Here is a 25,692-nt window from a genome sequence, read left to right as displayed (position 1 = left end):
CCTTACTGGTTGAGCACGGCCTTTTCCGGATTGGGCGGGAAGGCCGGATCGGTCTTCTGGCCGCGCAGCAGCTGCTCGGCATAGATGAGCTGCAGGTCGTCCTTCGGATCCGGCGGCACATAGGCTGCGGAGCCGGAGCCGGTCTTGCTCTCGTCGGCGCCCTTGATATGACCCTTGAGATCGGACTCGCCACGCGTCAGGTCCCTGCCCTGCAGTTCCGGCGGCAACGGCTGGTCGACCTTGATGTCGGGCGTGATGCCCTTGCCCTGGATCGACTTGCCCGACGGCGTGTAATAGAGCGCCGTCGTCAGCCTGAGCGCGCCATTCTCGCCGAGCGGGATGATGGTCTGCACCGAGCCCTTGCCGAAGGACTGCGTACCGACCACCGTGACGCGGCGCAGATCCTGCAGCGCGCCCGCGACGATCTCCGAAGCGCTGGCCGAGCCACCATTGACGAGCACGATCATCGGCTTGCCGTTGATGTCGTCGGTCTGCTTGGGCTTGGCGTCGAAGCGGGTGACGTCCTTGGGATCGCGGCCGCGCGTCGAGACGATCTCGCCGCGCTTGAGGAAGGCATCCGACACGCTCACCGCCTGGTCGAGCAGGCCACCCGGGTTGAGGCGCAGGTCGAGCACATAGCCCTTCAACTTGTCGTCCGGCACCTGCTTCTTGATGGTGTCGATGGCGTTCTCGAGGTCGTCATAGGTCTTTTCGGTGAAGGAGGTGATCTTCATGTAGCCGATGTCGTTCTCGACCCGGAACTTGACCGCCTTGACCTTGATGATGTCGCGCACGACCGTCAGTTCGATCGGCTTGTCGGCGCCCTGGCGCAGGATGGTCAGCTTGATCGGCGTATTGACCAGGCCGCGCATCTTGTCGACCGCGTCGTTGAGCGTCAGGCCGCGAACCTCCTCGCCGTCGATCTTGGCGATATAGTCGCCGGCCAGCACGCCCGCCTTGGCGGCCGGCGTGTCGTCGATCGGCGTGATCACCTTGACCAGGTCGTTCTCCATGGTGACCTCGATGCCGAGGCCGCCAAATTCACCCTTGGTCTGCACGCGCATGTCCTGCGCCTGTTCGGCGTTCATGTAGGAGGAGTGCGGATCGAGCGAGGAAAGCATGCCGTTGATGGCGTTCTCGACCAGCGACTTGTCGTCGGGCGGGGTCACATACTGCGCCCGCACCCGCTCGAAGATGTCGCCGAAGATCGCCAGTTGCTTGTAGGTCTCCGACCCCGCAGCGTTCGCCGCCGAGCCGGGTGCGCCATAGACAAGGCTCATGGCGGACGCGCCCATCAGCGCACCGGCAAACAGAAGCGACAGTTTCCGCATCATTTCACGTCCTTCCAGAAAAACGGTCCGCCCACCATGGGGCCGGATCGACGGGTTTTCCATCCTTGCGGAACTCGACATAGAGTTCCGGCGTGGCATTTCCATTCTTCGAAACCGAGGTGCTTGCCACCCGGGCTTCTCCCATCGCGCCGACCGGCTCTCCTGCGAGCACTGACTGGCCAGTCGCGACGCTGATTCTGCTCATCCCAGCCAAGACGACATGATAACCGTCGCCGGCATTGAGGATCAAGAGTTGACCATAGGAGCGAAACGGCCCCGCATAAAGCACATTCCCATCCGCCGGCGCGGTAACGATGGCTCCCGATTGTGTCGCAACCATGTCCCCAAGCATCAAGGCGCCGTTACCGTCGTCGGCGCCGAACCGGCGTTTGATGCGGCCTGTGACCGGCAGGGCGATCTGTCCCTGCAGCGCCGAGAAAGGCGCTGCCGCCGTCAACCGGTTGCCCTCGGGAACCGGCAACGATGCCGTCTGGTCGCCTCCGGGCTCGGTACCGCCGGCCTGGCTCGCGGCGGCTGCCTTCGCCGCATCCGCGGCCTTGCGGTTCTTGTCCGCCTGCGCTTCGAGCGAGGCGATCAGATCCTTCAGGCTGCTGGCCTTGGCCGCCAATTGCTCGGAACGCTGCTGTTCGGCCGCCATCTGCGCCTTCGCGTCGGCCTCGAGCTTCTGCTTGGCTTCGAGCAGCATGCCAAGACGTCTCTTCTCCGCCGCCTGGTCGCCGACCGCGGCCGTCAGCCGCGCCCGTTCGGCCTCGATCGAGGCCGTCACCCGGGTCTGTTCCTTGAGATCGGCCAGCAGCGCATCGGTCTGCTGGCGCAGTTCCGGCACCACGGCGCCGAGCAGGATGGCGCTGCGCACCGACGACAGCGCGTCCTCCGGCTTGACCAGGATCGCCGGCGGCGGATTGAGCCCCATGCGCTGCAGGGCGCCCAGCACTTCGGCCAGCACGTCGCGCCGCGCCGACAGTGAAGCGCGTATCTTCTGTTGCTGGCCCTTCAGCCCCTCCAGCTTGGCGCCGATGTCCTCGATGTCCTGGCCGAGCTTCTGTTCGGTCATCGCCGACTGGATCAGCGCGGCGGTGATCGAGGCGTGGTCCTTCTTGACCGCGGCGATATCGGCGGCGAGCTTGGCCAGCCGTTCCGACGACAGCGTTATTTCCTTGGAAACCTGCTCGTATTCGGCGCGGCTCTGGTCCGGATCGGGCGCCATGTCGAGCGTGTTTTCCGCCCGCGCCGCATGGAGCGATAGAAGCATCGCCGCCGCAGCGATGCCGCAGCGCGCGCTCCAGGAGCCCCCGGTCGATGAGCCCGTCGTCGATTTATAGCCTTCAGACATTCGCGATCGATTCTATCCGCGGCTTCGTTAACGAATCATCAACCATGTTAGCGCCCGTCGCCCAAAAGGGTTCGCAAAAACGCCCTGCAAAGCAAAAGCAGCCCCCAGATGAATTTACGCGGCATTGGGGCTAAATTCGGTGCGACCCGGCGCTTTCAGGACCTGTGATAGGGATGGCCCGACAGGATGGTCGCCACCCTGTAGAGTTGTTCGCCCAGCATCACGCGCACCAGCTGATGCGGCCAGGTGAGCGCCCCGAACGACATCACCAGCTCGGCCTGGTCACGCAGCGGCGGATCGTGGCCGTCGGCGCCGCCAATGGCGAGCACCAGCGCCTTGCGCCCACCATCGCGCAACTGTCCGATATGGCTGGCGAAATCCTGGGAGGACAGGTTCTTGCCTCGCTCGTCGAGCAGGATGAGGGCAGTGCCTGGCTGCAGCTGCGCCTGCAGGCGCGAGCCTTCGTCGCGCTGGCGCTCGCTGGCGCTCTGCGCGCGGCCCTCGGCGATCTCGGTGATCCCGGCGAATTCGAGCCCCACGGCGGGCCCGCTCTTGGCGAAACGCTCGAAATAGCGGTCGGCCAACTCCCGCTCGGGGCCGGCTTTCATTCGGCCCACGGCATGAACTGAAATCTTCATCCTCGCCTCTATGAGCCGCTAATGCATGTCACCCAAGTGGGAACCGGTTTAGGCAACGACATGCATCAGACAAAATCGGCTTAGTGGAGGGTCTCTTCCTCGAGATCCGGCGCCTGCCACATCTTTTCGAGATTGTAGAATTCGCGGACTTCGGGACGGAAGACATGGACGATGATATCGCCAGAATCGATCAGGACCCAGTCGGCGCCGGACAGCCCCTCGACGCGCGCCGTGCCGAGGCCGGCATCCTTGAGCGCCTTGAGGAGATGGTCGGCGACAGCCGAGACATGACGGTGCGATCGGCCCGACGCGACGACCATATAGTCGCCGAGGCTCGATTTCCCCTGAATGTCGATTGAGACAATATTTTCGGCCTTGGAGTCTTCCAGACTGGCAAGGACTGTCTTGATGGCACGGGACACGGCGTCGTCTACGCTGATCCTGGCCGGCGAAGGCATGATATCGGCCTTCTTCCGCAGTGCTGTTCTCAGTGTATTTCCTTTCGCAGCAAGAACAACCAAATCACCCCTGAAAGCAGGTGACACCACTTAGATAGGCAGAGTTCCGTTGCAGTTTCAAGACGGAGCCCCAACTGACGCGAACTTGCCGACTGGCATATTGTTCCGCGCGACACGAAAAAACATCGGAACCCAGGCGTCCGGCAGCGGTTATCGGCTGACCGACCAACCGGAATCCCGCCATGCCGATCGACCCGCAAAACACCCTTCTCACCGTCCAGGCCGGCCTCGCTCAGCTCAGTACGCTGATCGTCTCCTATTCCTTCTCCGCCATCGGCGCCGTCATCCTCCTGGTGGTCGGCTACATCGTTGCCAACCTTGCCGAGCGCTCGATCTCGGCTGGCCTCGGCCACATCCACGGGTTCGACGCGACGCTGCGGCATTTCTTTTCCAAGATCGTGCGCTACGCCATCCTGATCCTTGTCGTCATCATGGTGCTCGGCCAGTTCGGCGTGCAGACCGCATCGATCATCGCCGCGATCGGCGCCATCGGCCTGGCCATCGGTCTCGCCCTGCAAGGCACGCTGCAGAACATCGCGGCCGGCATCATGCTGCTCGCGCTGCGGCCGTTCCGCATCGGCGAATCCGTCGAGGTCGGCGCCATTGCCGGTTCGGTCGAGGAAATCGGCCTCTTCGCCACGAAGCTCAGGACCGCCGACGGCGTCTACATACTGGCCCCCAATTCGACGCTGTGGAATCAGCCGGTACGCAATTTCACCCGCAACGGCGTGCGCCGCACCGATATCACGCTCAGCATCGGCTCCTGGAACGACATAGATGGGGCGCAGAAGACATTGCTTGCCATTGCCGGCGCCGAGAAGCGCATCCGCCGCGAACCGGCGCCGATCGCCTTCGTGGCCGCACTCGGCGACACGACCGTTTCGCTCACCTTGCGCTACTGGACCGCGGCGGCGGACTATTTCGCCACCCAGATCGACATGACGAAACGCGCCAAGCAGGCCTTCGACAGCGAAGGCATCTCCATCCCGCTGCCACCCCCGGAAGCGCCGCCACCCGAGGCCCGCAAACAATAATCAGCCGCCCCTGTGGCGGACCTCTTCGTCCGGCGCGAAGGCGAGTTCCACCGGCAACGGTGCTTGCGCCGACATCGGCGCGAAGCTGCCCGTGGCGCCCGCCGGAACGGGCCGCGCCGCGATCACCCGCCAGAGCACGAACAGGCAGAATACCGAGGCGATGACGATGCCGACATAGATGAAGGTTGCCGTGCCGAAGGCGGCCGAAAGCGCCGTGACGATGCCCGGCACGATGAAGCCGGCGAGCGACCAGGCAAACAGCATCGAACTCGACAGCGCGAGCAGTTCATCCTTCCTGGCGCGGTCGGCGGCATGCGCGCTGGAGAGAGCGTAGATCGATTCCGCCGCCCCGTCCCAGATCAGGTAGATCACCAACAGGACCATCAGCGCACCGCCGTCGAAGGCGATGGCAAGCACGCTGGCGACGACCGCGAGCGCCGCGGCGCCGGCAAGCACGTAACGCCGGTCGGTGCGGTCCGAAAGCCAGCCGAGCGGTATCTGCAGGATCAGCGTACCGACCGGCATCGCCGACAGCAGCAGCGCGACATCAGCCTGGCTGTAGCCCTTGGCGGTGGCGTGGATGGGCGCGAAGCCGGAAATGATCATCGACAGGCCGCCGACCGCCAGCATGCCGGCGACGCCGACCGGCGAGATCCGCCAGGCCTGGCGCAACGCCACCGAAGCCGCCTGCGGCGCCGGCGGCTGGGCAAGCCGCGTCATGCCGACAGGCAGGATCGACAGGGCGGTAAAGGTGATGCCGATCAACGACGCCGCGGCCGTGTGGATGTCGATGACGGCAAGCGTCGCGTAGCCGACGCCGAGGCCGGCAATATAGGCGACGTAGAACACAGCCATCACCCGGCCGCGTATGGCGTTCGGCAGCGCGTCGTTGAGCCAGCTCTGCGCGACGATGAACAGGCCGCATATGGCAAAGCCGTAAAGCGCGCGCGCCACGATCCACAGCAGCGGGTGCGGTCCGGCGCCGATAGCGGCATTGGACAGCGCGATCAGCGCCGACAGCACCATGAAGGCGCGTGCATGGCCGACCCTGCGCACCAGCGGCCCGGTCAGGATGCAGCCGGCAAGGCCGCCCGCCGACAGACCGGTGACGATCAGCCCGGCCCAGACCGGATCGAACCCCTCCACGCCGAGCCGCACGGGGATGTAGGCGAACATCAGCCCATTGCCGATGGCAATCAGCGCCATCGATACGATGACGCTGGCAATCGCGATCAGCGGCGCGGGCGTGTCGCCCCGCTCGGGATCGACTGTGGGGTGGGTCTTTTCCAGCATGCCTTATCAGCATCGCCTATTGATTGGGCGGATGCCGCCGCAAAAACGACATCGCTGGCCCGAGGAATCCGTTATCCGAACCGGCCGCTCAGCCCTTCGCCATCTCGCGGATCGCGCTCGACGACAGCGATGAACGCGGACCGTGGATGAAGGTCCAGGCCGGCGCCTTCATGCGGGCGAGCAGCGGCGCGTCGCCCTCGTCGATGCGGGCGTAATCGAAGGTCTTGGCAACCACCGACGACAGGAACGACAGCGTGGCGCCCGGACGGTCGATGACCGCGATCGGAAAGGTGAGCACAATCTCGCGCCAGCGCTGCCAGCGGTGGAAATCGCGCAGCGAGTCGGCGCCCATGATCCAGACGAAGTCGACGCCGGGATTGCGCGCCTTGACCAGAGCCAGCGTGTCCGCGGTGTAGCGCACATTGTGTGCCGCCTCGAAGGCCGTGACCTTGATCTTCGGGTTCTTGGCGATCTTCTCGGAAAACGCGATGCGCTCGCCCAGCGGCGCCAGTTCGCGTGTGCTCTTCAACGGATTTCCCGGCGTCACCATCCACCACAACTGATCGAGTGCCAGACGCCGCAAAGCGATTTCGGCAACCAGCGCATGGCCGGCATGCGGCGGGTTGAACGAGCCGCCGAACAGACCCACCGCGAGGCCCTTTTCGGCGTGCGGCATGCGAAGATAGTGGGAGGGTACCGCCGGTTCGGAAGAAGCCAGCATCGCTTCAGGCTCTGGCGACGAACAGCGTCAAGGTCTCACCTGTCCGGACCCGCGTACACGGTATTTGAACGAGGTCAGCTGTTCGACGCCGACCGGCCCGCGCGCATGCATCTTGCCGGTGGCGATGCCGATCTCGGCGCCCATGCCGAATTCGCCGCCATCGGCGAACTGCGTCGAGGCGTTGTGCAGCAGGATCGCCGAATCGATCTCGTTGAAGAACCGTTCCACCGCCTGGCCATCCTCGGCGACGATCGCCTCGGTGTGATGCGACGAAAAGGTCTCAATGTGGTCGATCGCGCCACTGATGCCGTCGACCAGCTTCACCGCGATGATGGCGTCGAGATATTCCGTCACCCAGTCGGCATCGGTCGCCGGCTTGGCGTCGAAGAACAGTTTCACCACTTCGGCATCGGCATGGATTTCACAGCCGGCGGCGCGCAAGGCATCGAGGATCGGCACCAGATGGGTGGTGGCGACCGCGCGGTCGACCAGCAGCGTCTCGGCGGCACCGCAGACACCGGTGCGCCGCATCTTGGCGTTGACCGCGATCCGCACCGCCATGTCGAGCTCGGCGGAACGGTCGATGTAGAGATGGCAGATGCCTTCGAGGTGGGCGAAGACCGGCACGCGCGCCTCGCTCTGCACCCGCCCGACCAGGCTTTTGCCGCCGCGCGGAATGATGACGTCGAGATTGCCACCAAGCCCTTTGAGCATTTCGCCGACCGCGGCGCGGTCGGTGGTCGGCACCAACTGGATGGCATCCTCGGGCAGACCGGCCGCCTTCAGCCCCTCGACCAGGCAGGCGTGGATCGCCGAGGAGGAATTGAGCGAATCCGAGCCGCCGCGCAAGATCACCGGATTGCCGGCCTTGAGGCAAAGCGCGCCGGCATCCGCCGTCACGTTCGGCCGGCTTTCATAGATGACGCCGACGACACCGAGCGGCGTACGCACGCGCTCTATGTGCAGGCCGTTGGGGCGATCCCATGCGGCAATGACGTCGCCAACCGGATCCTTGAGCTCGGCAATTTCGCGGATGCCATCCGCCATGGCGCGGATGCGCGCCGGATTGAGTTTCAGCCGGTCCATGAACGAGGCCGACAACCCGGATTCCTCACCATTCGAGACGTCGACGGCGTTGGCGTCGAGAATGTCCCGTTCCCGGGCGAGGATTGCCTCGGCCATGGCGACAAGCGCGGCATTCTTGGCGGCGGTGGTGGCGATGGCCAGCGGTCGCGCGGCAGCGCGGGCACGGCGGCCGATATTGGCCATCAGCGCCACGGTATCGTCCCCGGATTTTTCATGCAGCTTCAGCATGGCTCATCCTCCGCTTATGTCGCCTCCAGCGTGACTCACCACGAGATCATCGCGGTGGATCATCGCCGAACGCGCCTCGTAGCCGAGCACGGTTTCGATCTCGGCCGTCTTCAGGCCTGCGATCCTTACGGCATCGGCGGCATCGTAGGCAACCAGCCCGCGCGCGATCTCGCGGCCCTCGGGCGACAGGATCGCCACCGTATCGCCGCGCGAGAAATTGCCGCTGACCAGTTTCACGCCGGCCGGCAGCAGCGACTTGCCCGAAATGAGCGCGCCGATGGCGCCGGCATCGACGGTCAGCCGCCCGGCCGGTTCGAGCTGGCCGGCGATCCAGGTCTTGTAGCCCTTGACCGGATTTGCGCTCGGCTTGAAGAAGGTGGCGCGCTCGCCGCGCTCGATCGCCATCAGCGGCGACAGCCGGGTGCCGGAGGTGATGATCATTGCCGTGCCGGCGGCCGTGGCGATCTTGCCGGCATCGAGCTTTGTGCGCATGCCGCCGCGCGACAGCTCGGACGCCGCCGCACCCGCCATCGCCTCGATGTCAGGCGTGATGCGGTCGACCAACGGAATGAATTTGGCTTGCGGGTCGCGCGCTGGCGGCGCGGTGTAGAGCCCGTCAATGTCGGACAGCAGCACCAGAAGGTCCGCCCCCATCATCGTCGCCACCCGCGCGGCCAGCCGGTCATTGTCGCCATAGCGGATTTCGGAGGTCGCCACCGTGTCGTTCTCGTTGATGACCGGCACCGCCTTCATCTTCAAGAGCGTCGATATCGTCGCGCGTGCATTGAGGTAGCGGCGGCGTTCCTCGGTGTCGCCGAGTGTCAAAAGGATCTGGCCCGATTTCAGGGCGCCTTTGCCGAGCGCATCCGACCAGGCGCCGGCGAGCGCGATCTGGCCGACGGCCGCCGCTGCCTGGCTTTCCTCGAGCTTCAGCGCCCTCTTGCCGAGGTCGAGAATGGTACGGCCAAGCGCGATGGCGCCCGACGACACGACGAGGATCTCGGCGCCGCCATTGGCAAGCACGGCGATATCGTCGGCGAGCGAGGCGAGCCAGTCGCGCTTCAGGCCGCTGGTGCGGTCGACGAGCAGCGCCGAGCCGATCTTGACGGTGATGCGCCGGTATTTCCTGAGCGACTGCATGGCCCTACTTTTCCCAGCGCGTCTCGACCGGGGCGGCAATTTGCGCGCGGGCTTCGGCGATCACCGCCATCAGCGCGCGCTGCACCGCCTCGACACCCTCGCCGGTGACGGCAGACAGCAGCATCGGCGCACGCCCGGCGGCGCGCTTGAGTGAAGCAACCTTCTTCTTGCGTGCGTCGGCGTCGAGCGTGTCGACCTGGCTCAGCGCCAGGATCTCGACCTTGTCGGTCAGGCCGTGGCCATAGGCTTCGAGTTCGGCGCGCACGGTCTTGTAGGCCTTGCCCGGATTTTCCTCCTGTGCCGAAACCAGATGCAGCAGCACACGCGTGCGCTCGACATGGCCGAGGAAGCGGTCGCCGATGCCGACGCCTTCATGCGCGCCTTCGATGAGGCCGGGAATATCGGCGATGACGAATTCGCGTGCATCGATGCGCGCGACGCCGAGGCCCGGATGCAGCGTCGTGAACGGATAGTCCGCGATCTTCGGCTTGGCCGCGGTGACGGCCGCCAGGAACGTCGACTTGCCGGCATTGGGCAGCCCGACCAGGCCGGCATCGGCGATCAGCTTCAGCCTGAGCCAGATGTTGAGCTCCTCGCCCGGCAGGCCTGGATTGGCGCGGCGCGGCGCCTGGTTGGTCGAGGTCTTGAAATGCTGGTTGCCGAAGCCGCCATTGCCACCCTTGGCGAGCAGGAAGCGCTGGCCGACCACGGTCAGGTCGCAGATCAGCGTCTCGTTGTCTTCCTCGAAGACCTGCGTTCCGGCCGGCACTTTCAGTGTGACGTCGGCACCCTTGGCGCCGGTCATGTTGCGGCCCATGCCGTGGACGCCGGTCTTGGCCTTGAAGTGCTGCTGGTAGCGATAGTCGATCAGCGTGTTCAGCCCATCGACCGCTTCCAGCCAGACATCGCCGCCGCGGCCGCCGTCGCCGCCATCCGGCCCGCCGAATTCGATGAATTTTTCGCGCCGGAACGACACCGAACCGGCGCCGCCGTCGCCGGAGCGGACATAGACCTTGGCTTGATCGAGAAATTTCATGGGATCGCAGTTTCTTTTATTGGCCTTGCGGCATTGCTCTAAACCTTGGGCCTTGCTCTAAACCAAGGCGCGGCCAAGGGCGAGGCCGTTTTGTGACAATGGCCGTGTGGGGTCGGCCGGAGATGTCGGAATGAAGCTTGTAACCTACAACATCCAGTACGGCATCGGTCTCGATGGGCGCTACGATGTCGGGCGCATCGCCGATGCCGTGCGCGGCGCCGACGTGATCGCGCTGCAGGAGGTCACCCGCAACAATCCCAGGAACGGCGGCCGCGACATGGTCGCCGAGATCGGCGAGGCGCTGCCCGATTATTTCGCCGTCTATGGCAGCAATTTCGAGGCCAATATCGGCTCGCGCATCGAGAACGGCCGCGCCATCACCACCACCTTCCAGCTCGGCAACATGGTCTTGTCGAGGACGCCCATTCATCTGTCGCGCAACCTGCTCTTGCCGCGCAGCCGCAGCTTCGAGATGATGAACTTCCAGCGCGGCGCACTCGAAGCGCTGATCGAGACGCCGCTTGGTTTCATCCGCTTCTATTCCATCCATCTCGATCACCGCAGCCCGGTCGAGCGCGCCAGCCAGATTCAGTTCCTGCGCCAGCGCCTGTTGAATTATGCGCTCGAAGGCGGCGCATTGTCCGGCGTCGCCGAGATCGGCCTGCCGGAACTGCCCCATCCGGAAGCCTTTGTCGGCATGGGCGATTTCAACATGCTGGCCGGCTCGCCGGAATATGTCGAACTTGCCGGCCAGCCGGACCATGAATTCGGCATGCCGTTGACCGCCGACTTCGCCGTCGATGCCGCCGTGCGCCTCGATGTCGCCGGCGAGGATCTCGTCTCCTGGGTCGATCCCAAGGACCCCACCAACGCCAGCCGCCACAAGCGCATCGACTATGTCTTCACCAGTGCGTCGCTTGCCAAATCCCTGAAGCGCCTCTGGGTAGACCGGCAAGCCGCCGGTTCCGACCACCACCCGGTCTGGGTCGAACTGGGCTGAGGCCAAGTCTGGTCCGCAGTTGATCAAGTCTGGTCCGCAGTTGATTTTGTCGTGTTCCGCACCACGCAGCGAGATTCAGGTCAGGCCGAGCCGAAGATGATGGCTTCCGAGAACCGGAGCGGAGCGTACTGAAGCACGCGAGCACCGGAAGCGCAGGAAGCCGCCATTCGCAGGCCGGCCTGACCTGAATATCGACGCGCCTAGAAATGGATCCAATTGCGCAGGCTGGTCCAGGTCTTCCTGTCGAGCCGGTAACGCTCGACAGGCACCTGGCCGGCGACGATCGAGTTCAGCATGCCCTGGCCGGCATACTGGAAGCCGCACTTGTGGATCACCCGGCGCGAGGCCGGGTTGATGACCCGCGTCGAGGCATGCAGCACCTGGATCGACGTCTTCTGAAAGGCGAGATCGACCAGCGCGTGCGCTGCTTCGGTCGCATAGCCGCGCTTCCAGTGGGGCTCGCCGATCCAGTAGCCGAGTTCCAACCCGCGATCGGTGGTGTTCAAGCCCGCGCAGCCGACGAAAGTGTCGGTGCCGGCCAGCGTCAGCGCATAGGCGATGCCGGCGCGGCGCGCCTTGGTCATGGCGAGGAAGGCACGCCCCTCGGCTTCGCCATAGGGGTGCGGCATGCGGGCCAGCATTTCGGCGACGTGACGGTTGTCGGCAAGCTCGACCAGTTGGGCGATATCCCGCTCCTCGGGAGCGCGCATGACCAGCCGCTCTGTAACCAGAACCGGACAATCTATCGCGTAACTTTCGTCTTCTGAGTCTTCCGCTTCGGCAACCATTTCAAAGTCCTCCAGGCACAAGAAAAAGGGGAGATGGAAACCCATCTCCCCTGATCCTTTTCCTGGCTTTGCCAGACACCGGTTCCCGAGATGGGCGCCGGTGTTCTAGTACGGAACCGGCTACTCCGCGGCTTTGGCAATCGGGTTGACCGATACGTAGGTCCGGCCGTTGGCTTTTTTGTTGAACGTCACGGCGCCGGTTTCGAGCGCGAAAAGCGTATGGTCCGTGCCCATGCCGACATTGACGCCGGGGTGCCAGGTCGTGCCGCGTTGACGAATGATGATGTTGCCCGGGATGACGGCTTCGCCGCCGAACTTCTTCACGCCCAGACGCTTGGAATGCGAGTCGCGACCGTTGCGCGACGAGCCGCCAGCTTTCTTGTGTGCCATCTAACTAACTCCGTTGCGCCGCAAGGCGCCTAAAAGGCTTTATGAACGCGTTCGCGTTCCGTTTCAAGTCCGATCCGGCTGATGTTTCGCCGGAAAAATTACTTCTTCGCCAGTTCCTTGGCCTGTTCGCGCCAGTCCTTGATCTGGTCGGCGCTGAACGGCATGTGCTCGTCGATCTTGGCGACATCCTTGTCGCTGAGCTTGGCGAGCTGCGCGAAGGTGATGATGCCCTGCTCGGCGAGATCCTTGGCGGCGACCGGGCCGATGCCCTTGATCACGGTCAGGTCGTCCGGCTCGCCCTTCGGCGCCTTGAACAGCGGCGCGGCGACGGCCTCGGCCTTCGCTTCTTCCTTGGGGGCGTCCTTCTTGGCCTTGGCTTCCTTCGGCGCGGCCTCGGCAGCAACCTCAGCCTTGGCTTCCGCCTTGACGGCGGCCTTCTTGGCGGGCTTGGCGCCACCCAGCAGGATCTCGGAGATCCGCACGGTGGTCAAAAGCTGGCGATGGCCGATCTTGCGGCGCGAATTCTGGCGGCGGCGCTTCTTGAAAGCGATGACCGTGCGGTTCTTGCCCTGCTCGACGACTTCGGCGGTGACCAGAGCGCCATCGACGAACGGCGCGCCGAACGTGACATTCTCGCCCTCGCCATGCGCGAGCACGTGGCCGATCTCGACGATGTCGCCGACATTGGCTTCGACTTTTTCGATCTTCAGGAGATCGTTGGCGGCAACGCGATACTGCTTACCGCCCGTTTTAATGACTGCGAACATTTTTTGCCTTTCGCTGTTCGGTCGGCCTTGATGAACCGCCTCTGGCGGTTCGGCCGTCTTTTTGTCAGTCTGCGGGTTCAAAAAACAAGCGGCGCGGAAGAACCCTCCACGCCGATTGCGCGCTGTCCCTAACCGAAGGTTGCGTGGGAGTCAAGGCAAACAGCCCGATTCCTTGCCTCGGCGGACCAGCCGACATTGCCTGCCGGGGACGGGCGGCATCGGTCCAGGCAAGGTCCGGGACGGCAAGCTGAATTTCCGGCGGATTTGGCCTTGTAACCTGCCCGATCAGCCGTTATCTAGTGCGCCGCGCCGGCAACGGTGGACCATGACCGCGGAGAGGTGGCAGAGTGGTCGAATGCACCGCACTCGAAATGCGGCATGGGTGCAAGCCCATCGGGGGTTCGAATCCCTCCCTCTCCGCCATTTAGCTTCCATAATAATCGTTTCCTTTCAAAAGCTTCCTTGTTGCGCTTGACCAGCGCGAAGCGAAACTTATCTTAGACTGTGTAACAAACTGTGTAACATTAGAGAAAGATAATGCGACGTTCCGCAGCGCCAAAGCCGCATAAACGTGAAGGCATCTGGTATCTCGTCCGCAGGGTGCCGAAGGAATTCGCGGCGTTTGATCGCCGCTGCCTAGTACGCATTTCCACGGGCGTCGCCGTGGCTGACGATCCCCGCGGTGTACGGGCGCGAGATGCAGTGCAAAGCCTCGGCGCGGGGCTGGAGGCGTATTGGCGTAGACTGCGGGAAGGCCAATCCGCCGAGGCGGGGCTGCGTTTCGAAGCCGCGAGGAAGCGCGCGCGGTCATTTGGATTGGCCTATCGCTCTAACGAGGAACTAGCAGCGGGGCCGCTCGACGAACTCATGGCCCGTATCAAGCTGCTCCTCGACAAAAAATCGATCGAGGACGCGCAGGACGTCTCGGCCGTCATGGGTGGGGAGAAGCGGCCAGCGGTCCGCCTGAGCGGTCTTATCAAGGAATTCGAGACGATCGAGCAACAGAACTTGCTGACCATGTCGCCTAACCAAATCAAGAAATGGCGTAACCCCAAAAAGCGCGCAGTTGCCAATCTGGTTGGAGTCATTGGCGACAAGGAGATCGCAAGCCTCACTCGGGACGACGCAATCGCGTTCCGCGAGTGGTGGCAAAAGCGGATCGTTGAGGATGGACTTGATATCGGTACGGCCAACAAGGACATCGGCCATGTTTCGAAAATGCTGCGCGTCGTCGATCTGACTCACCAGCTCAAGCTGGAGCCGGTTTTTCGAAACCTGCGTCTTTCCGGCGCCGTCCCCGGGCAACGCGCTGCGTTCACAGCGGAGTTCATTCAGGAGAAGATACTCGCTGAAGGCGCGCTCGACGGACTCAATGACGAAGCCCGCCATCTAATCTATGTGATTGCCGATACCGGACTCAGGCTTTCTGAAGCGGCAAACCTCACCACCGAAACAATCCACCTCGATCAAGAAATCCCGCATGTGCGGGTGCGCCCCAATGGCCGTCGCTTGAAGACCGGTCATTCAGCCCGTGACATTCCCTTGGTTGGCGGCGCACTTGCAGCCATCAAGCTCCATCCGGACGGCTTTCCTCGTTATCGCGACAAGGCCGCGTCACTTTCAGCGCTCGTCAACAAGGTGCTCGCCAGCAAGGAACTTCTGCCGACTTCCGAGCATAGTCTTTATAGCCTGCGACACACTTTCGAGGACCGGCTGACGGCAGTTGAGGCGCCGGAGAAGGTAATTGCTTCTCTGATGGGCCACAAATGGATCCGGCCCAAATACGGCGCGGGACCTTCGTTAGCGCAAAAGCGCGAGTGGCTTCAAAAAATCGCTTTTACCCCGCCCGGGCGAATGTGATTGCGGCGCCATCCAGGCCTTGAGAACCAACCTCACGGCTCCAGCTGTCCGAGCCATTTAGGTTGAGCGTGGCCAGCACGCGCTGCGCTCGCTCGCGATTTCCGAGCTTCCGCCGCATTTGTTCGACCTCGTATTCCAGCCTTTCGAAGGTCGGTATATAGGCATCTCCATGCCGGATGACCAAGTAGGCGGCAACAGCTAGACAGCATTCTAGCTCCGTGGCCGATGGATCGGAAAAAGGGGCGACGCCATACCAAGACGAGCAACGCCTCTCGAGGGCTTCCGAACTAGGCAAACGGCCAGCATGTGGCATGGGATACAAACCTATGCCTGATCGACGAACCTAAAGTGCTCACGAAGCTTGACCGGTACGCGGGCCATCGGAGGGTTCTGCCTAAAACCGCCAAAAATTTTGAAACACCCATTCATCCGGCTCGAATTCAAAGGGATCGGCGATTTTTGGGTTATGGCTTGCAAGCATAGTTCAGCCCAGACAAGAACGCCTGATATCTTGTCGTTCACTGTCACCCTGCCAAATATGGTGCCGGTGACAACGGCAGTTTGGCGAGCAGAAGAATTCCCGAGACTGAGACGTTCTACGGCTTGGCCCATGTTCGCGCTCCTCCTCGATTGGAGACAGGATGGGCCATATGGAAGCGAATAAAAGGAGGTTGGTGACGAGTCTCGGTAGTGGAGTAGAAACGGGTGGAAAAGCTTGCGCTATTCGCCGTCGGCGCCGCTAAGCGCATTTGAGAGAAGGGGCAACGATCGCCAAGAGATGACGTCCGATCGCAAGCCGGCTAGAAATGCGACAGTGACGCGCCTTTTTTGGCACGACCTTAGCACCCGATCGGGCCTCAGCTGGTCGTCGTTGCGCAGCCGATCGGGTGCGATTTTTATAAAGCTCTCTTGGCTTTAGCTTTGAGAGCCCGTCATCGAGACAAATGCAAGGGAACGGTCCCGCCCCCTGGGGACATTCGACATGCCGTGGCAGCTTCCTATGGTGAGCCAGCGCATTCCGATACACGTTTTCCGCGCTCTACCGTTGCTCCAGCACCTGTGCTGAGGCTGAGCGCTTGATCAGGACCCGACCGCTGCTGTTGCGGGATGGTGACTGGGTTGAGGTCGCGAAAACCTTGACCGCGGGTACGTTGTTCATCCAGATGAGCGCTGAGCCGAGAAGCAGCCAAGAACGCTTCCCGTAATCGAATCCTACGGGAACCGCGAAACCAGCGTCCAAGGGACGCAATTCTCCGACGTCGTTCACTCAAGCTCATCTCGCAACTTGAACGCTTGTATGAAGCCGCTGCATGTGCGCCGGTGGACCGGATTGCTGCTATCCAAACCACGTGCTCAGTTTCGCCCCCGTAATAACTCTACCGTCCGAAACGGCTTTCGCGCGTCAGGTCCACCCCACATGAAAGTTCCGCGAGCAGCACGGACGGAGAGGCCGGTCACAACTCCTTCGCGTGCTCTTTTACTACCGAATCAAGTGCCAAATGGAGAGGCACTGCCTTAGAGAACAGGAAGCCCTGCGCGGTTCTGCAGCCAAGCTTGTACAGAGTTTGCCGATCTGCCTCTGTTTCAACGCCCTCGGCCATGACCTCGATCCCGAGCGTCCTACCAAGGTCAATCACCGCTTTGACAAGCAGCCGATTCTCCCGGGACTTGGCTAAGCCGCGAATGAAGCCCTGATCTATTTTCACTTTCCTGATCCGACTGTCCTTGAGCGATGCCAACGTCGAAAAACCGGTGCCGAAGTCCTCGAGCGCGATAGAAATGCCAGCATGTGAAAGCTGGCCGAGCTTTTCATCCACTCTGTCCGGATCCACTGGGGCTTCTTCGGTAATCTCGATGTCGAACATCGTTGCAGGGAGGTCTTTTGCCGCCAGACCATTAAGAATCATCTCGTCAATATCGCCAGCTTCCAACTCGCGCGGTGAAACATTCATCGCCACACGAACATCACGACGGTCAGCTTTGACCAAGCCCTCGATAAGAGCGCAACAGTCGGCGAATACCGTTTGAGTTAGCAGCTGAAGCATTCCAGTTTCGCGTGCCGCTGTCATGATCTCGGGCGGAGAAATGGGACCGTGAAGCGGGTGAGACCATCTTAGCAAGGCTTCAAAACCGACGACGCTTCAGTTTCGAGTCTTACGATTGGCTGAAACCAAGCGACCAAGCTTCTCATCGTTATCGCCGAATGAAGATCGCGTTCGATTGACTGGCGGCGTTGCAGTTCCCGGGCTAGCTCGGCACCGAACAGACAAAATTCATTCCTGCCGCGGCGCTTAGCTGTGTAAAGGGCGATGTCGGCCCGCAACAACATTTCCGTCAGTCCGGGGTTTTCAGCCAAGTAGATTCCTATAGACGCTCCAATGCGGACGGATGCGATCCCAGGATAGGGGCGAGCAAGCTTGGCTATGAGATTGGACGCGAGATTGGTGGGAGAAGGAGAATTCTTTCGCGAAGAAAAAACCAGCACGAATTCATCCCCACCGATGCGGGCGAGCGTTGAGCCCTCCGGTGCTTCTTCCTCTATTCGGCGGGCGATCCTGGCAAGCAGCTCGTCACCCGTTCTGTGACCGTAGGTACCGTTGACAGATTTGAACCCGTCCAGATCAATCAGCATGGCCACAAAGGGTCCATCGGTGTTCTCAAACTGATCGATTGCATGTTCGAGGCCCCGCCTGTTGAGGAGCGCGGTAAGATGGTCCTCCCTGGAATTGCGCTCCATTTCCGCGGCAAGCCGCTCGGCTTGATGTCTCAGGCGGCTCGCGTCACGGAAGCGCGCTTGTCCAACGAACGAGGATCGAACCAGGCCGCCCTCGAAAAGCAGGACGGCAAAAGCCAGAATGTAGTTTTCCGGGGCTCCCTTCGTCAGCAAACATGCGGCGGCAATGAGGAGTGGCGGTGTGATGAAGCATATCGCTGCCGCAGCATATGAGCTGCCGTACGTGACCGCGCCAGCTGAAATGCCCGCCAGAATTATTAGATGCAGCGATGCTTGAGACGTCGTGTATCCAGCCGTTAGGATGGCAAGGAATGACCAGGTGAATCCCGCCAGAAGAGCAAGCCTGCCAAACCAGCGAAGCCGCAGCCAAACCCGTGTCAGATCATCCTGGACTCCGGGTTCCTTCAGCTGATGACGGGCGAGTGCAAGGCGGGCGGCATTTATCGCATTAACGACCGAAAACCAGGCCGCGCCAGCAAGACCGTTCCCGGAAAGGGCCTGCACGGTCAAAATCAGCCCGGACAGCACAATGCTTATCGGCATTGAGACGAAAAGGCCTGCCCTCAGATCAGCGAGCTGGTCCTGAAGGATTCTCGCCTCCAGCGGATCTTCTTTTCCAAGGCTGGACGGGTCAGCTTGCTTACTCCTGCTTGTCCGCAGCCTATGCAGCCCCCCTGAAGGACGGGTTAATTCTTCAATCGGAGATCAGCGTCGGGGAGCAGGATTACTCCGGTGCATCATGCACTCTCTCCCATCGCTCGCCCAGCACGCGCAAAAATGCGACTGCTGGTGCAGTATCACCGCTGGAGCTCCGCCGATATCCCATGCCGGACAAGGGGAACATGTTGGGCAAAGCGAAGCCCCAGATGCCTTGCAAGCCGTGCCGCCAGGTGGTCTCTGGAGTAGAGTCCAATCAATATGTTCGTTGCATGGTAGAGCGGCGCCGCCGACAGGCGCAGCCGCCTTTCGTATATATGCAGCATGTCGGGGTCGCCAACATTGCGGCCGTCGCGGCACGCAGTCATGATTCCACGGGCGAGTTGCTTCTGGCTGCTGAGACCGATGTTGAATCCGTGAGCGGTCACCGGGTGCATGCCGATGGCAGCGTCGCCGATGAGTGCGGCGCTCGGCGCCCGGAATTTGTGCGCCCAGGTCGTGACCAGCGGATAGGTGTGGCGCTTGCTTGCCAAGGTCATTTTTCCAAGGCGCCCTCGACACCGTTTCGTCAACTCCGACAGGAACAAATCATCATCGAAGGCAAGCAGTCTATAGGCCTCGTTTGAGCGCAATGTGAGCAGCAGCGACGACATGCCCTCCGCGAGGGGCAACATCGCTATCGTCTGATGGTGATCGAACCATTCGATGGCGATCTGGTGGTGGGCGCGCTCGTGCCTCACTCGGCAAATCAGCATCGAGTGGCCAAGCCGGTTGATATCGGCGCCGATGCCTAGCAGATCACGCGTGGCGGACAAACGCGAATCCGCGGCAACAACCAGCCGAGCAGTTAAACGCGCGCCATTAGAGAGCGTTACGACTGCTCCTTCTTGGCTGTTTGTTGCATCGACGACCGAGTGGCCGCACAACAGCCGGGCGCGATCCTGCAAGCGGACGATTTTGAACAGCGCCTCGCGGATCCGGCAATTTGGAACCAAAACCCCCAGCGGTTCTCCAGAGTTGCTGGGAGGATCGAAACGAAGAGCGAATGCGCTCGAGCCGTTGAGCACGCGCGCGCCTTGAAGTGCTGATTTGTCCGAAGCCGGGATGACATCCCAGGCGCCGAGCTCGCGAAGGGTTCTGATCGAAGCGTTGGTCAGCGCGATTTCGCGACCATCGAAAGCCGGATTCGCCAGACTATCGAATGTGTTCTGTTCAACAACTGCCACCTTGAGTTCGCTTTGGGCAAGCGACGCAGCGAACGAAAGGCCGACCGGGCCGGCTCCAACGACAACGATGTCAAAATTATCGTCAGAGCCCATCAGCGTGCCGCCATCCGGTCGCCTATCCTCGTGTAACGGTGGAACTGAGCCGAGTGACATGAGCTCCGTGGCCGCCGCATTGCCTAAAGGCGCTGGGCCGGGAGATTCGCATCGATCGGCAACGAAGCACTCAAAGCGCTCAGAGGTGGATGCGGCTAACCGATCCCGCCCTTTGGCCGCGCAGCCGCGCAGATCGCCGCCAGCAAGCGAGACACTCGCGACGCTGGTCAGCCACGGCCGCGCCGCATCGATCGCCACATTCCACCTGGAACCCTTGCGCATACTACTCACGCTCCACGACGTCGAAGCGGGCTCTCTTGCGAGGGTATCGAACGTAGCGCTCTCTCTCGTCATCCCAGCCAAGGTAGCGGAAACTTTTATCCACGACCGCGCATATCTCATCAAGAACCTGCTGCATGGCTTCGATGTCGATGTCCTTGCAATTCAGTCGCCGATAGAGCAAAGCCCACGCGGCGACATAGTCGTCGAAATAGCGCGCGTCACTCGAACCAATGATCAACTTCGGACGGTTGATCGATCTCGAAAACGCACGTCCCAACCCCGATGATGCTCCGCAGCACGTTGACATCACGAGGATCTTCGGCGCTGGATGCGAGCCCTGGAACATTTCTACGAAGTCAGCCCAAAGAAGGCCACTTTCGACGCACACAACCCATCAAAGGCGAAAGCTGTTGATCGGCCCCCGTGTCCGCGCAGCCACGCGGATGGTCAGCCAGCAAGCGAGATACACACGACGCCGGTCAGCTAATGGCTGCGCCGTAAGCACAAGGCATGGCCGACCACACGACAGAAAACCCAGAACCGTGAAGGTGCTGATAATGACGACCAATCTTTCCGTAAGTCATGCATTTCTCCGTCGAAGACTGGTCAATAGAACACACCGATGAGTATGACCCTGATCTGGATCAGCCAGACATGACCAATCGGCACTGGCGGTTCACGGTCAGGTGATCGACCGTGACGTTCCACTTTGGAACCCGTGCGCACATGGCCAAGCTCTCGTCCGGCCACGCGAGGTACTCTCGTGGCATCAGCCGCCTCATACTGGGTGCAATGGGAGGCAGTCCTTCGCACGACAGAGGCTTTTCACAAATGTAGTGTGCAGCTTAGGTCAAGATGGTCATGGAGCATGGAGCATGGAGCATGGACAGCTTGTTCCCGACCGAGCCGGCTCGACTGACGAGCGCGATCCGCGCATCTTATGCACAGCGGATTGAAATCAGCGTTCCGGTTTGTCGTCCCGATCAATTAGTATCCGCTCGGCGGCTCCGTCGAGATCTTCGTATTGACCGCTTCGCAATGCCCAGACGAAGCCGGACACACCCAGTGCACCCAGAAAAAGGGCCACTGGTATGAGATAGAGCAACGTCGTCACGAGGATTATGCCGAATAGCTGACTGCGGAGCGTCCGACTTTTTGAATAACTTGCAGCGTCGCATTCGCCCCGAAGCCGTGCAAGCGCAATGCGTTTCCAATAACAAGCACCGATGAGGCAGACATGGCAATCGCCGCTAACAAAGGCGTGGCGTGCCCGAGGATGGCGATTGGTACTGCCACCGCATTGTAGACGATCGCAATCGCGATGTTCTGGCGGATCAGGTGTCCCGCCTTGCGCGAGACGTCCAGCGCGAGAGGCACTGCCAGAAGGCTTTCGCGCAGGAATACGAAGTCGGCGGCATTGCGGCCAATGTCGGCGGCGGTAGCTGGAGCGATCGAGACATGCGCCGCGCTGAGCGCCGGCGTGTCGTTGAGGCCGTCGCCAACCATCAGAACCTTGTGTCCGTCTTTCGCCAGGGTCTCGATGCGCTCGACCTTGCCGGATGGCAGCAGGCACGGAACGAAGTCCTTGACACCCAGCATTTCTGCGACTTCACCGCAGGCACCCGCAGTATCGCCCGACAGCATTTCCACTGACACCCCGGCATGGCTCAATTGCCCGATCGCCGCCTTGGCGTCTGCGCGCAGCGCGTCCTCAAAATCGAAGGTCGCGACAATGAACCCGTCTTTTGTCAGCACGGTTCCGCCATGTTTGCCTTCACCACCGGTCCGGGCTCTCCATCCAGCCCATCCGCGTCGGCCTAGCCGCCAGGTGCTTCCGGCTCCAGTGGCTTCGATTCCAAACCCTGGATGCTCGGTGACGGCATCAAATTTGTACTGCCCGCCGGGATGGGCAAAACCGGCTATGGCCTTTGAAAAAGGATGGCGGGAATGCGTAGCCATGTCTCCCGCGACTGCCAGCATGGCCGGATCGATCGACGATGCATTGACCAGCCGGGGCTGGCCGAGCGTGAGCGTTCCGGTCTTGTCGAACACCGCTGTATCAATCGTCGCCAGGCGCTCCATGGCAGAACCGTCCTTTACCATGATGCCGTTCTCAAACAGGCGCCGCGCGGCGACCACCTGAACGATCGGTACGGCGAGGCCGAGCGCGCACGGGCAGGTGATGATCAGAACGGCAATGGCGATGGTTATCGCCCGGTGCCAGTCGCCGGTCACCGCCATCCAGCCAAGGAACGTCGCGAAGGCTGTGAGATGAACCACCGGGGCATAGAGCGCTGAAACGCGATCGGCGATCCGGCGATAATGCGCGCGGCCGCCCTCTGCGGCTTCCATAAGACGAACCATTTCCGCCAGAAACGAATCCTTCGCGGCGGCTGTCGCCTCAATCGTCAGCGGGCCGGTAAGATTGAGCACGCCGGCCTGAACTGCTTCGCCCGGCGCCACGTTTTTCGGCGTGCTTTCGCCTGAGGCCAGCGAGCAGTCGAGATCCGACGTTCCCTGGATGATCTTGCCGTCGACGGGGATCCTCTCACCGGCTGCGATCAACAACCGCATGCCTGGTTCGATCTCGCCGACCGGCAAATAGTCGCGCGCGCCGTCGCTGCGCAGCACCATGGCGCCATGTGCGGCCAACTGGGACAGGCCTTTCACAGCGGTCCGGGCACGTTCGCGCATCACGTGATCCAACGTGCGGCCGATCAACAGGAAGAACAGCAGCGATACCGACGCGTCAAAATAGGCGTGATCGCCATGGTTGATCGTCTCGTAGAGGCTCATGGCGTAGGCGAGCGAAACACCGACCGCGATCGGCACGTCCATATTCATGCGGCCATGGCGCAAAGCATTCCAGGCCGAACGGAAGAAGATGCCGCCGGCGAAGGCGAGGGCAGGAATGGCGATCAGCGCCGAGACCCAGTGAAACAGGTCGCGGGTAGCACCTTCGGCGCCGGACCAGACCGAGACCGAAAGCAGCATGATGTTGCCCGCCGCAAAGCCGGCAACCGCGACCGCGCGGATCAAATCCGATAACGTCCTGTCCTTGTCGCCGACCTCGGAAGGGAAGAGATGCGCCTGGTAGCCTAGCCGCCCAAGCGCGACGACGAACGGTGGGACCTCGTCACCACGCCACCGGACAGAGACCCGTTTCGTCGACAGGTTGACGCGGGCGCTCTCGACGCGATCGAGCTTTCCCAGCGCCGTCTCGATCGTCTGGATGCAGCCTGCGCAATGAACCGTCGGTACTGAAAGATCGGTCTGGTGAAGATCATCGCCAAGCGATCGGCTCGCCAGCCTGATCTCCTGGCTGGACGGCAGGACCGATCCGGTGTTGACCAGATCAAGCGCCATTTCGGCGCCCGGTGCACAACAACTCATTGCAGCGCTCCATTGGAAATCATGATCCGGCGGACGTCGCGATACGGTTTGTCCAGACCGGCGTCGGCGTCGACTTCGACAATCCAGACGCCGTCCTTCGGCATGTGCTGGGCTGCGAATTCCTGGCCCGAGGCGGGTGCGAGGGTGACCGACTTGTCCTCCTTCTCGTACGCGGGATGGCGAAACAGCACCTTGACGCCGTGCAAGGGAACCGGCTTGCCGGCGACGTCGGCGAGGCCATAGCGAACTTCGCCCCATGCGATGGTCAGCTTGCCGGTCCAGCCAAGTGCTGCCTGCGCCCGTCCTTCCTCGGCCTTCTTGTTGAATTGCTGGCTCGCCACATAGGTGTTTTCGACGACGAGGCCAGTCCAGCTTGTGCTGGCGAGCGTTGCCATGGTCAGATTGACTGCGATGACCACGCCGAAAAAGGCCAGGATGATGACCAGCATGTGCCTGCCGGTGAATTCACGAGGCTTTTGTACATTGGCAGTCATCTGAGGGGCTCCGGCGCGTTGAAGGTGGCGGTGTACTCGTTCGACTCAAAGCTGGCTCTGTCCTCGACGCGGAACTTGAAGGTCTGTGCCGGAGCGCGGATCTGGTCCGCCGGCTGGCGAACGAAGACCCTCAGCATTTTCAGGCGGTCGGGTTCGACCGGAATGGCGAAGGAACGGCCTGCGGGGATGTCGTCGCCGACGACGACCATGTCAGCGCCTTCAAGGCCCTGCATGGTTACGACGATCGTCCTCGGCTCGGGGATCATGTTGAGCAGCTTGACGGTATAGCCATTGCGGATGGATCCGTCGGTCAGCGTGACGAACTGGGGATTGCGATCATGCAATACGTTCAGTTCGAGCCGATCGCGCGTCAGCAGCGAATAGAGCAGGCCGAGGCCGATCAGCGACCACAAGCCCATGTAGACGTAGGTGCGCGGCCGAAAGATCTTGCGGATGTGAAAATGCGCCACCTTGTCGGAGAACAGGCCATCAGCGGTCCTGATCAGCGATGGATTGACTGAGCTGGACCCGCCTGCAGTCGCCAGCATCATGTTGGCGTTGTAGTCGGAGAGCGTCGCATAGGCGATCAGCCCACGCTCCTTGCCGAGCTTGTCCATGACGCCGTCACAGGCGTCGATGCAGAGCGCGCAAGTGATGCATTCGAGCTGCTGGCCGTCGCGAATGTCTATCCCCATCGGGCAGACCGCGACACAGGCATTGCAGTCGACGCAGTCGCCCACGGGCTGGCCTGCGGCCAGCACCTTCTTGGCGTGGCGCGAACGCGGTTCGCCGCGCCAGTCATTGTAGGTGACAGTGAGGGAATTTTCATCGAGCATGGCCGCCTGGATGCGGGGCCACGGGCACATATAGGTGCAGACCTGTTCGCGCATCAGACCGCCGAACGTGTAGGTGGTAGCCGTCAGGACGGCGACAGTGATGTAGGCGACGGGCGCCGCAGTGCCGGTGAAGAGCTCGCCGAGCAGCGTCGGTGCATCGGCAAAGTAGAAGATCCAGGCGCCGCCAGTCGCCGCCCCTATGACCAGCCAGATGGTGTGCTTGGACACACGCAGCATGAGCTTGCGCGCGGTCCAGGGACCTGCGTCAAGTTTCATGCGGGCGTTGCGGTCCCCCTCGATCGCACGTTCGACGACGAGGAACAGATCGACCCACACCGTCTGAGGGCATGCATAGCCGCACCAGGCACGGCCGACAGTCGAGGTGATCAGGAAAAGACCGACGCCCGCCATGACCAGGAGGCCGGCCACATAGAAGAATTCCTGGGGCCATATCTCGATGAAGAAGAAGTAGAAGCGCCGGTTCGCGAGATCGAGCAGGACTGCCTGGTCCGGGGCAAATGGACCGCGAGCCCAAGGCAGCCACGCAGCCAGGTAGTAGATGCCAAGTGTGATCGTCATCACCAGCCATTTGAAGCGACGAAAGTTGCCCGAGGCGCGCTTCGGAAAGATCTTTTGACGCGCGGCATAAAGCGGCTTGCGGGTTTTGGCGGAATTGACAGTTTCTGTTTCGAGCCGTGTCAACTGCGTCTTATCACGCATGTGCAACTCCACTTTCCCAGCCAATGTCAGGGGCACCTGTCGTAAAGCCTCGCGGTAGGATAGCCTTGCCGGG

The 25,692-nt window shown here is 62.0% G+C and carries 23 protein-coding genes and 1 tRNA gene; 4 read left to right on the top strand and 20 right to left on the bottom strand.

What is annotated here, in order from left to right; all coding sequences use genetic code 11:
* Positions 1–2: 2 nt before the first annotated feature.
* From EN804_RS31215 to rsfS, 4 genes are all read right to left on the bottom strand, one after another.
* Positions 3–1,334 (bottom strand): S41 family peptidase, encoded by a 1,332-nt coding sequence (locus tag EN804_RS31215; protein WP_167531416.1) that lies wholly within the window; start codon positions 1,332–1,334, stop codon positions 3–5.
* A 1-nt stretch (position 1,335) separates the two neighbouring features.
* Complete coding sequence (locus EN804_RS31210) at positions 1,336–2,685, bottom strand: murein hydrolase activator EnvC (RefSeq protein WP_135922020.1); 1,350 nt, start codon at positions 2,683–2,685, stop codon at positions 1,336–1,338.
* Between the two features lie 155 nt (positions 2,686–2,840).
* Positions 2,841–3,323: a 23S rRNA (pseudouridine(1915)-N(3))-methyltransferase RlmH gene (rlmH, locus tag EN804_RS31205; RefSeq protein ID WP_135922019.1), complete on the bottom strand. Its 483-nt coding sequence runs from the start codon at positions 3,321–3,323 to the stop codon at positions 2,841–2,843.
* Between the two features lie 80 nt (positions 3,324–3,403).
* On the bottom strand, positions 3,404–3,781 hold the full coding sequence (rsfS, locus tag EN804_RS31200; RefSeq protein ID WP_023777607.1) for a ribosome silencing factor: 378 nt from the start codon (positions 3,779–3,781) through the stop codon (positions 3,404–3,406).
* Positions 3,782–4,023: 242 nt separating this feature from the next.
* Between rsfS and EN804_RS31195 the strand changes: the two genes are divergently transcribed.
* Positions 4,024–4,875, top strand: coding sequence for a mechanosensitive ion channel domain-containing protein (locus EN804_RS31195; RefSeq protein WP_127275334.1), 852 nt, complete (start codon positions 4,024–4,026; stop codon positions 4,873–4,875).
* Here the strand turns inward: EN804_RS31195 and EN804_RS31190 are convergent, their stop codons facing one another.
* The 5 genes from EN804_RS31190 to obgE all read right to left on the bottom strand — a co-directional run bounded on the left by EN804_RS31190 (position 4,876) and on the right by obgE (position 10,379).
* Entirely contained in the window at positions 4,876–6,168 is a 1,293-nt protein-coding gene (locus EN804_RS31190; RefSeq protein WP_127275335.1) for an MFS transporter, read from the bottom strand.
* 88 nt (positions 6,169–6,256) lie between these two features.
* On the bottom strand, positions 6,257–6,889 hold the full coding sequence (locus tag EN804_RS31185; protein WP_245464225.1) for a nicotinate-nucleotide adenylyltransferase: 633 nt from the start codon (positions 6,887–6,889) through the stop codon (positions 6,257–6,259).
* A gap of 27 nt (positions 6,890–6,916) precedes the next feature.
* Positions 6,917–8,203, bottom strand: a complete 1,287-nt coding sequence (locus EN804_RS31180) for a glutamate-5-semialdehyde dehydrogenase (RefSeq protein WP_127275336.1) — start codon at positions 8,201–8,203, stop codon at positions 6,917–6,919.
* Between the two features lie 3 nt (positions 8,204–8,206).
* On the bottom strand, positions 8,207–9,343 hold the full coding sequence (gene proB / locus EN804_RS31175) for a glutamate 5-kinase (protein WP_127872160.1): 1,137 nt from the start codon (positions 9,341–9,343) through the stop codon (positions 8,207–8,209).
* Positions 9,344–9,347: 4 nt separating this feature from the next.
* Entirely contained in the window at positions 9,348–10,379 is a 1,032-nt protein-coding gene (gene obgE / locus EN804_RS31170) for a GTPase ObgE (RefSeq protein WP_127872161.1), read from the bottom strand.
* A gap of 130 nt (positions 10,380–10,509) precedes the next feature.
* Here obgE and EN804_RS31165 point away from each other — a divergent pair, with 130 nt between their 5' ends.
* Positions 10,510–11,379: an endonuclease/exonuclease/phosphatase family protein gene (locus EN804_RS31165; protein WP_135882248.1), complete on the top strand. Its 870-nt coding sequence runs from the start codon at positions 10,510–10,512 to the stop codon at positions 11,377–11,379.
* Positions 11,380–11,579: 200 nt separating this feature from the next.
* Here EN804_RS31165 and EN804_RS31160 read toward each other — a convergent pair whose 3' ends face one another.
* The 3 genes from EN804_RS31160 to EN804_RS31150 form a co-directional block, all read right to left on the bottom strand.
* Complete coding sequence (locus EN804_RS31160) at positions 11,580–12,167, bottom strand: GNAT family protein (RefSeq protein WP_167531417.1); 588 nt, start codon at positions 12,165–12,167, stop codon at positions 11,580–11,582.
* A gap of 120 nt (positions 12,168–12,287) precedes the next feature.
* On the bottom strand, positions 12,288–12,557 hold the full coding sequence (gene rpmA, locus EN804_RS31155; protein WP_013529063.1) for a 50S ribosomal protein L27: 270 nt from the start codon (positions 12,555–12,557) through the stop codon (positions 12,288–12,290).
* 98 nt (positions 12,558–12,655) lie between these two features.
* Positions 12,656–13,324, bottom strand: a complete 669-nt coding sequence (locus tag EN804_RS31150; protein WP_127275341.1) for a 50S ribosomal protein L21 — start codon at positions 13,322–13,324, stop codon at positions 12,656–12,658.
* 333 nt (positions 13,325–13,657) lie between these two features.
* On the opposite strand from EN804_RS31150, the gene EN804_RS31145 reads away from it, so the two are divergent.
* Positions 13,658–13,747 (top strand) — tRNA-Ser (locus EN804_RS31145).
* A gap of 114 nt (positions 13,748–13,861) precedes the next feature.
* The gene (locus EN804_RS31140; protein ID WP_126057794.1) at positions 13,862–15,184 is read left to right on the top strand and encodes an integrase; all 1,323 of its coding nucleotides are present in this window, start codon (positions 13,862–13,864) and stop codon (positions 15,182–15,184) included.
* Positions 15,185–16,638: 1,454 nt separating this feature from the next.
* On the opposite strand, the gene EN804_RS38280 is transcribed toward EN804_RS31140, so the two are convergent.
* The 8 genes from EN804_RS38280 to ccoG form a co-directional block, all read right to left on the bottom strand.
* Positions 16,639–17,304, bottom strand: coding sequence for an EAL domain-containing protein (locus tag EN804_RS38280; RefSeq protein WP_245454739.1), 666 nt, complete (start codon positions 17,302–17,304; stop codon positions 16,639–16,641).
* Positions 17,298–18,461 carry a GGDEF domain-containing protein gene (locus EN804_RS38275; protein ID WP_245455339.1) on the bottom strand — a complete coding sequence of 388 codons (1,164 nt, stop codon included), beginning with the start codon at positions 18,459–18,461 and terminating at the stop codon, positions 17,298–17,300. Before EN804_RS38275 ends, EN804_RS38280 begins: the two co-directional genes overlap by 7 nt.
* Before the next feature lie 254 nt (positions 18,462–18,715).
* Positions 18,716–19,897, bottom strand: a complete 1,182-nt coding sequence (gene ubiM, locus EN804_RS31130) for a 5-demethoxyubiquinol-8 5-hydroxylase UbiM (protein WP_185928959.1) — start codon at positions 19,895–19,897, stop codon at positions 18,716–18,718.
* Between the two features lie 280 nt (positions 19,898–20,177).
* The gene (locus tag EN804_RS31125; RefSeq protein WP_126063931.1) at positions 20,178–20,453 is read right to left on the bottom strand and encodes a hypothetical protein; all 276 of its coding nucleotides are present in this window, start codon (positions 20,451–20,453) and stop codon (positions 20,178–20,180) included.
* A gap of 681 nt (positions 20,454–21,134) precedes the next feature.
* Positions 21,135–21,290 (bottom strand): cbb3-type cytochrome oxidase assembly protein CcoS, encoded by a 156-nt coding sequence (ccoS, locus tag EN804_RS31120; protein ID WP_081714250.1) that lies wholly within the window; start codon positions 21,288–21,290, stop codon positions 21,135–21,137.
* A gap of 5 nt (positions 21,291–21,295) precedes the next feature.
* On the bottom strand, positions 21,296–23,569 hold the full coding sequence (locus EN804_RS31115) for a cation-translocating P-type ATPase (RefSeq protein WP_126059322.1): 2,274 nt from the start codon (positions 23,567–23,569) through the stop codon (positions 21,296–21,298).
* On the bottom strand, positions 23,566–24,063 hold the full coding sequence (locus EN804_RS31110; protein WP_126057792.1) for a FixH family protein: 498 nt from the start codon (positions 24,061–24,063) through the stop codon (positions 23,566–23,568). Before EN804_RS31110 ends, EN804_RS31115 begins: the two co-directional genes overlap by 4 nt.
* Positions 24,060–25,619 carry a cytochrome c oxidase accessory protein CcoG gene (ccoG, locus tag EN804_RS31105; RefSeq protein ID WP_126057791.1) on the bottom strand — a complete coding sequence of 520 codons (1,560 nt, stop codon included), beginning with the start codon at positions 25,617–25,619 and terminating at the stop codon, positions 24,060–24,062. The genes EN804_RS31110 and ccoG overlap by 4 nt, the downstream gene beginning before the upstream one ends.
* Between the last annotated feature and the right edge of the window lie 73 nt (positions 25,620–25,692).

Source organism: Mesorhizobium sp. M8A.F.Ca.ET.161.01.1.1 (assembly GCF_004792105.1).
In the GTDB taxonomy this organism is placed as follows: domain Bacteria; phylum Pseudomonadota; class Alphaproteobacteria; order Rhizobiales; family Rhizobiaceae; genus Mesorhizobium.
The sequence above is the reverse complement of the archived record's forward strand: the minus strand, read 5'-3'. Positions and strand labels throughout refer to the sequence as shown.

Bases quoted from the DNA above. Each gene is read 5' to 3' on its own strand.
- EN804_RS31215 (WP_167531416.1), bottom strand. From the start codon at position 1,334: ATGATGCGGAAACTGTCGCTTCTGTTTGCCGGTGCGCTGATGGGCGCG.
- EN804_RS31210 (WP_135922020.1), bottom strand. From the start codon at position 2,685: ATGTCTGAAGGCTATAAATCGACGACGGGCTCATCGACCGGGGGCTCC.
- rlmH (WP_135922019.1), bottom strand. From the start codon at position 3,323: ATGAAGATTTCAGTTCATGCCGTGGGCCGAATGAAAGCCGGCCCCGAG.
- rsfS (WP_023777607.1), bottom strand. From the start codon at position 3,781: ATGCCTTCGCCGGCCAGGATCAGCGTAGACGACGCCGTGTCCCGTGCC.
- EN804_RS31195 (WP_127275334.1), top strand. From the start codon at position 4,024: ATGCCGATCGACCCGCAAAACACCCTTCTCACCGTCCAGGCCGGCCTC.
- EN804_RS31190 (WP_127275335.1), bottom strand. From the start codon at position 6,168: ATGCTGGAAAAGACCCACCCCACAGTCGATCCCGAGCGGGGCGACACG.
- EN804_RS31185 (WP_245464225.1), bottom strand. From the start codon at position 6,889: ATGCTGGCTTCTTCCGAACCGGCGGTACCCTCCCACTATCTTCGCATG.
- EN804_RS31180 (WP_127275336.1), bottom strand. From the start codon at position 8,203: ATGCTGAAGCTGCATGAAAAATCCGGGGACGATACCGTGGCGCTGATG.
- proB (WP_127872160.1), bottom strand. From the start codon at position 9,343: ATGCAGTCGCTCAGGAAATACCGGCGCATCACCGTCAAGATCGGCTCG.
- obgE (WP_127872161.1), bottom strand. From the start codon at position 10,379: ATGAAATTTCTCGATCAAGCCAAGGTCTATGTCCGCTCCGGCGACGGC.
- EN804_RS31165 (WP_135882248.1), top strand. From the start codon at position 10,510: ATGAAGCTTGTAACCTACAACATCCAGTACGGCATCGGTCTCGATGGG.
- EN804_RS31160 (WP_167531417.1), bottom strand. From the start codon at position 12,167: ATGGTTGCCGAAGCGGAAGACTCAGAAGACGAAAGTTACGCGATAGAT.
- rpmA (WP_013529063.1), bottom strand. From the start codon at position 12,557: ATGGCACACAAGAAAGCTGGCGGCTCGTCGCGCAACGGTCGCGACTCG.
- EN804_RS31150 (WP_127275341.1), bottom strand. From the start codon at position 13,324: ATGTTCGCAGTCATTAAAACGGGCGGTAAGCAGTATCGCGTTGCCGCC.
- EN804_RS31140 (WP_126057794.1), top strand. From the start codon at position 13,862: ATGCGACGTTCCGCAGCGCCAAAGCCGCATAAACGTGAAGGCATCTGG.
- EN804_RS38275 (WP_245455339.1), bottom strand. From the start codon at position 18,461: ATGCCGATAAGCATTGTGCTGTCCGGGCTGATTTTGACCGTGCAGGCC.
- EN804_RS31115 (WP_126059322.1), bottom strand. From the start codon at position 23,569: ATGAGTTGTTGTGCACCGGGCGCCGAAATGGCGCTTGATCTGGTCAAC.
- EN804_RS31110 (WP_126057792.1), bottom strand. From the start codon at position 24,063: ATGACTGCCAATGTACAAAAGCCTCGTGAATTCACCGGCAGGCACATG.
- ccoG (WP_126057791.1), bottom strand. From the start codon at position 25,619: ATGCGTGATAAGACGCAGTTGACACGGCTCGAAACAGAAACTGTCAAT.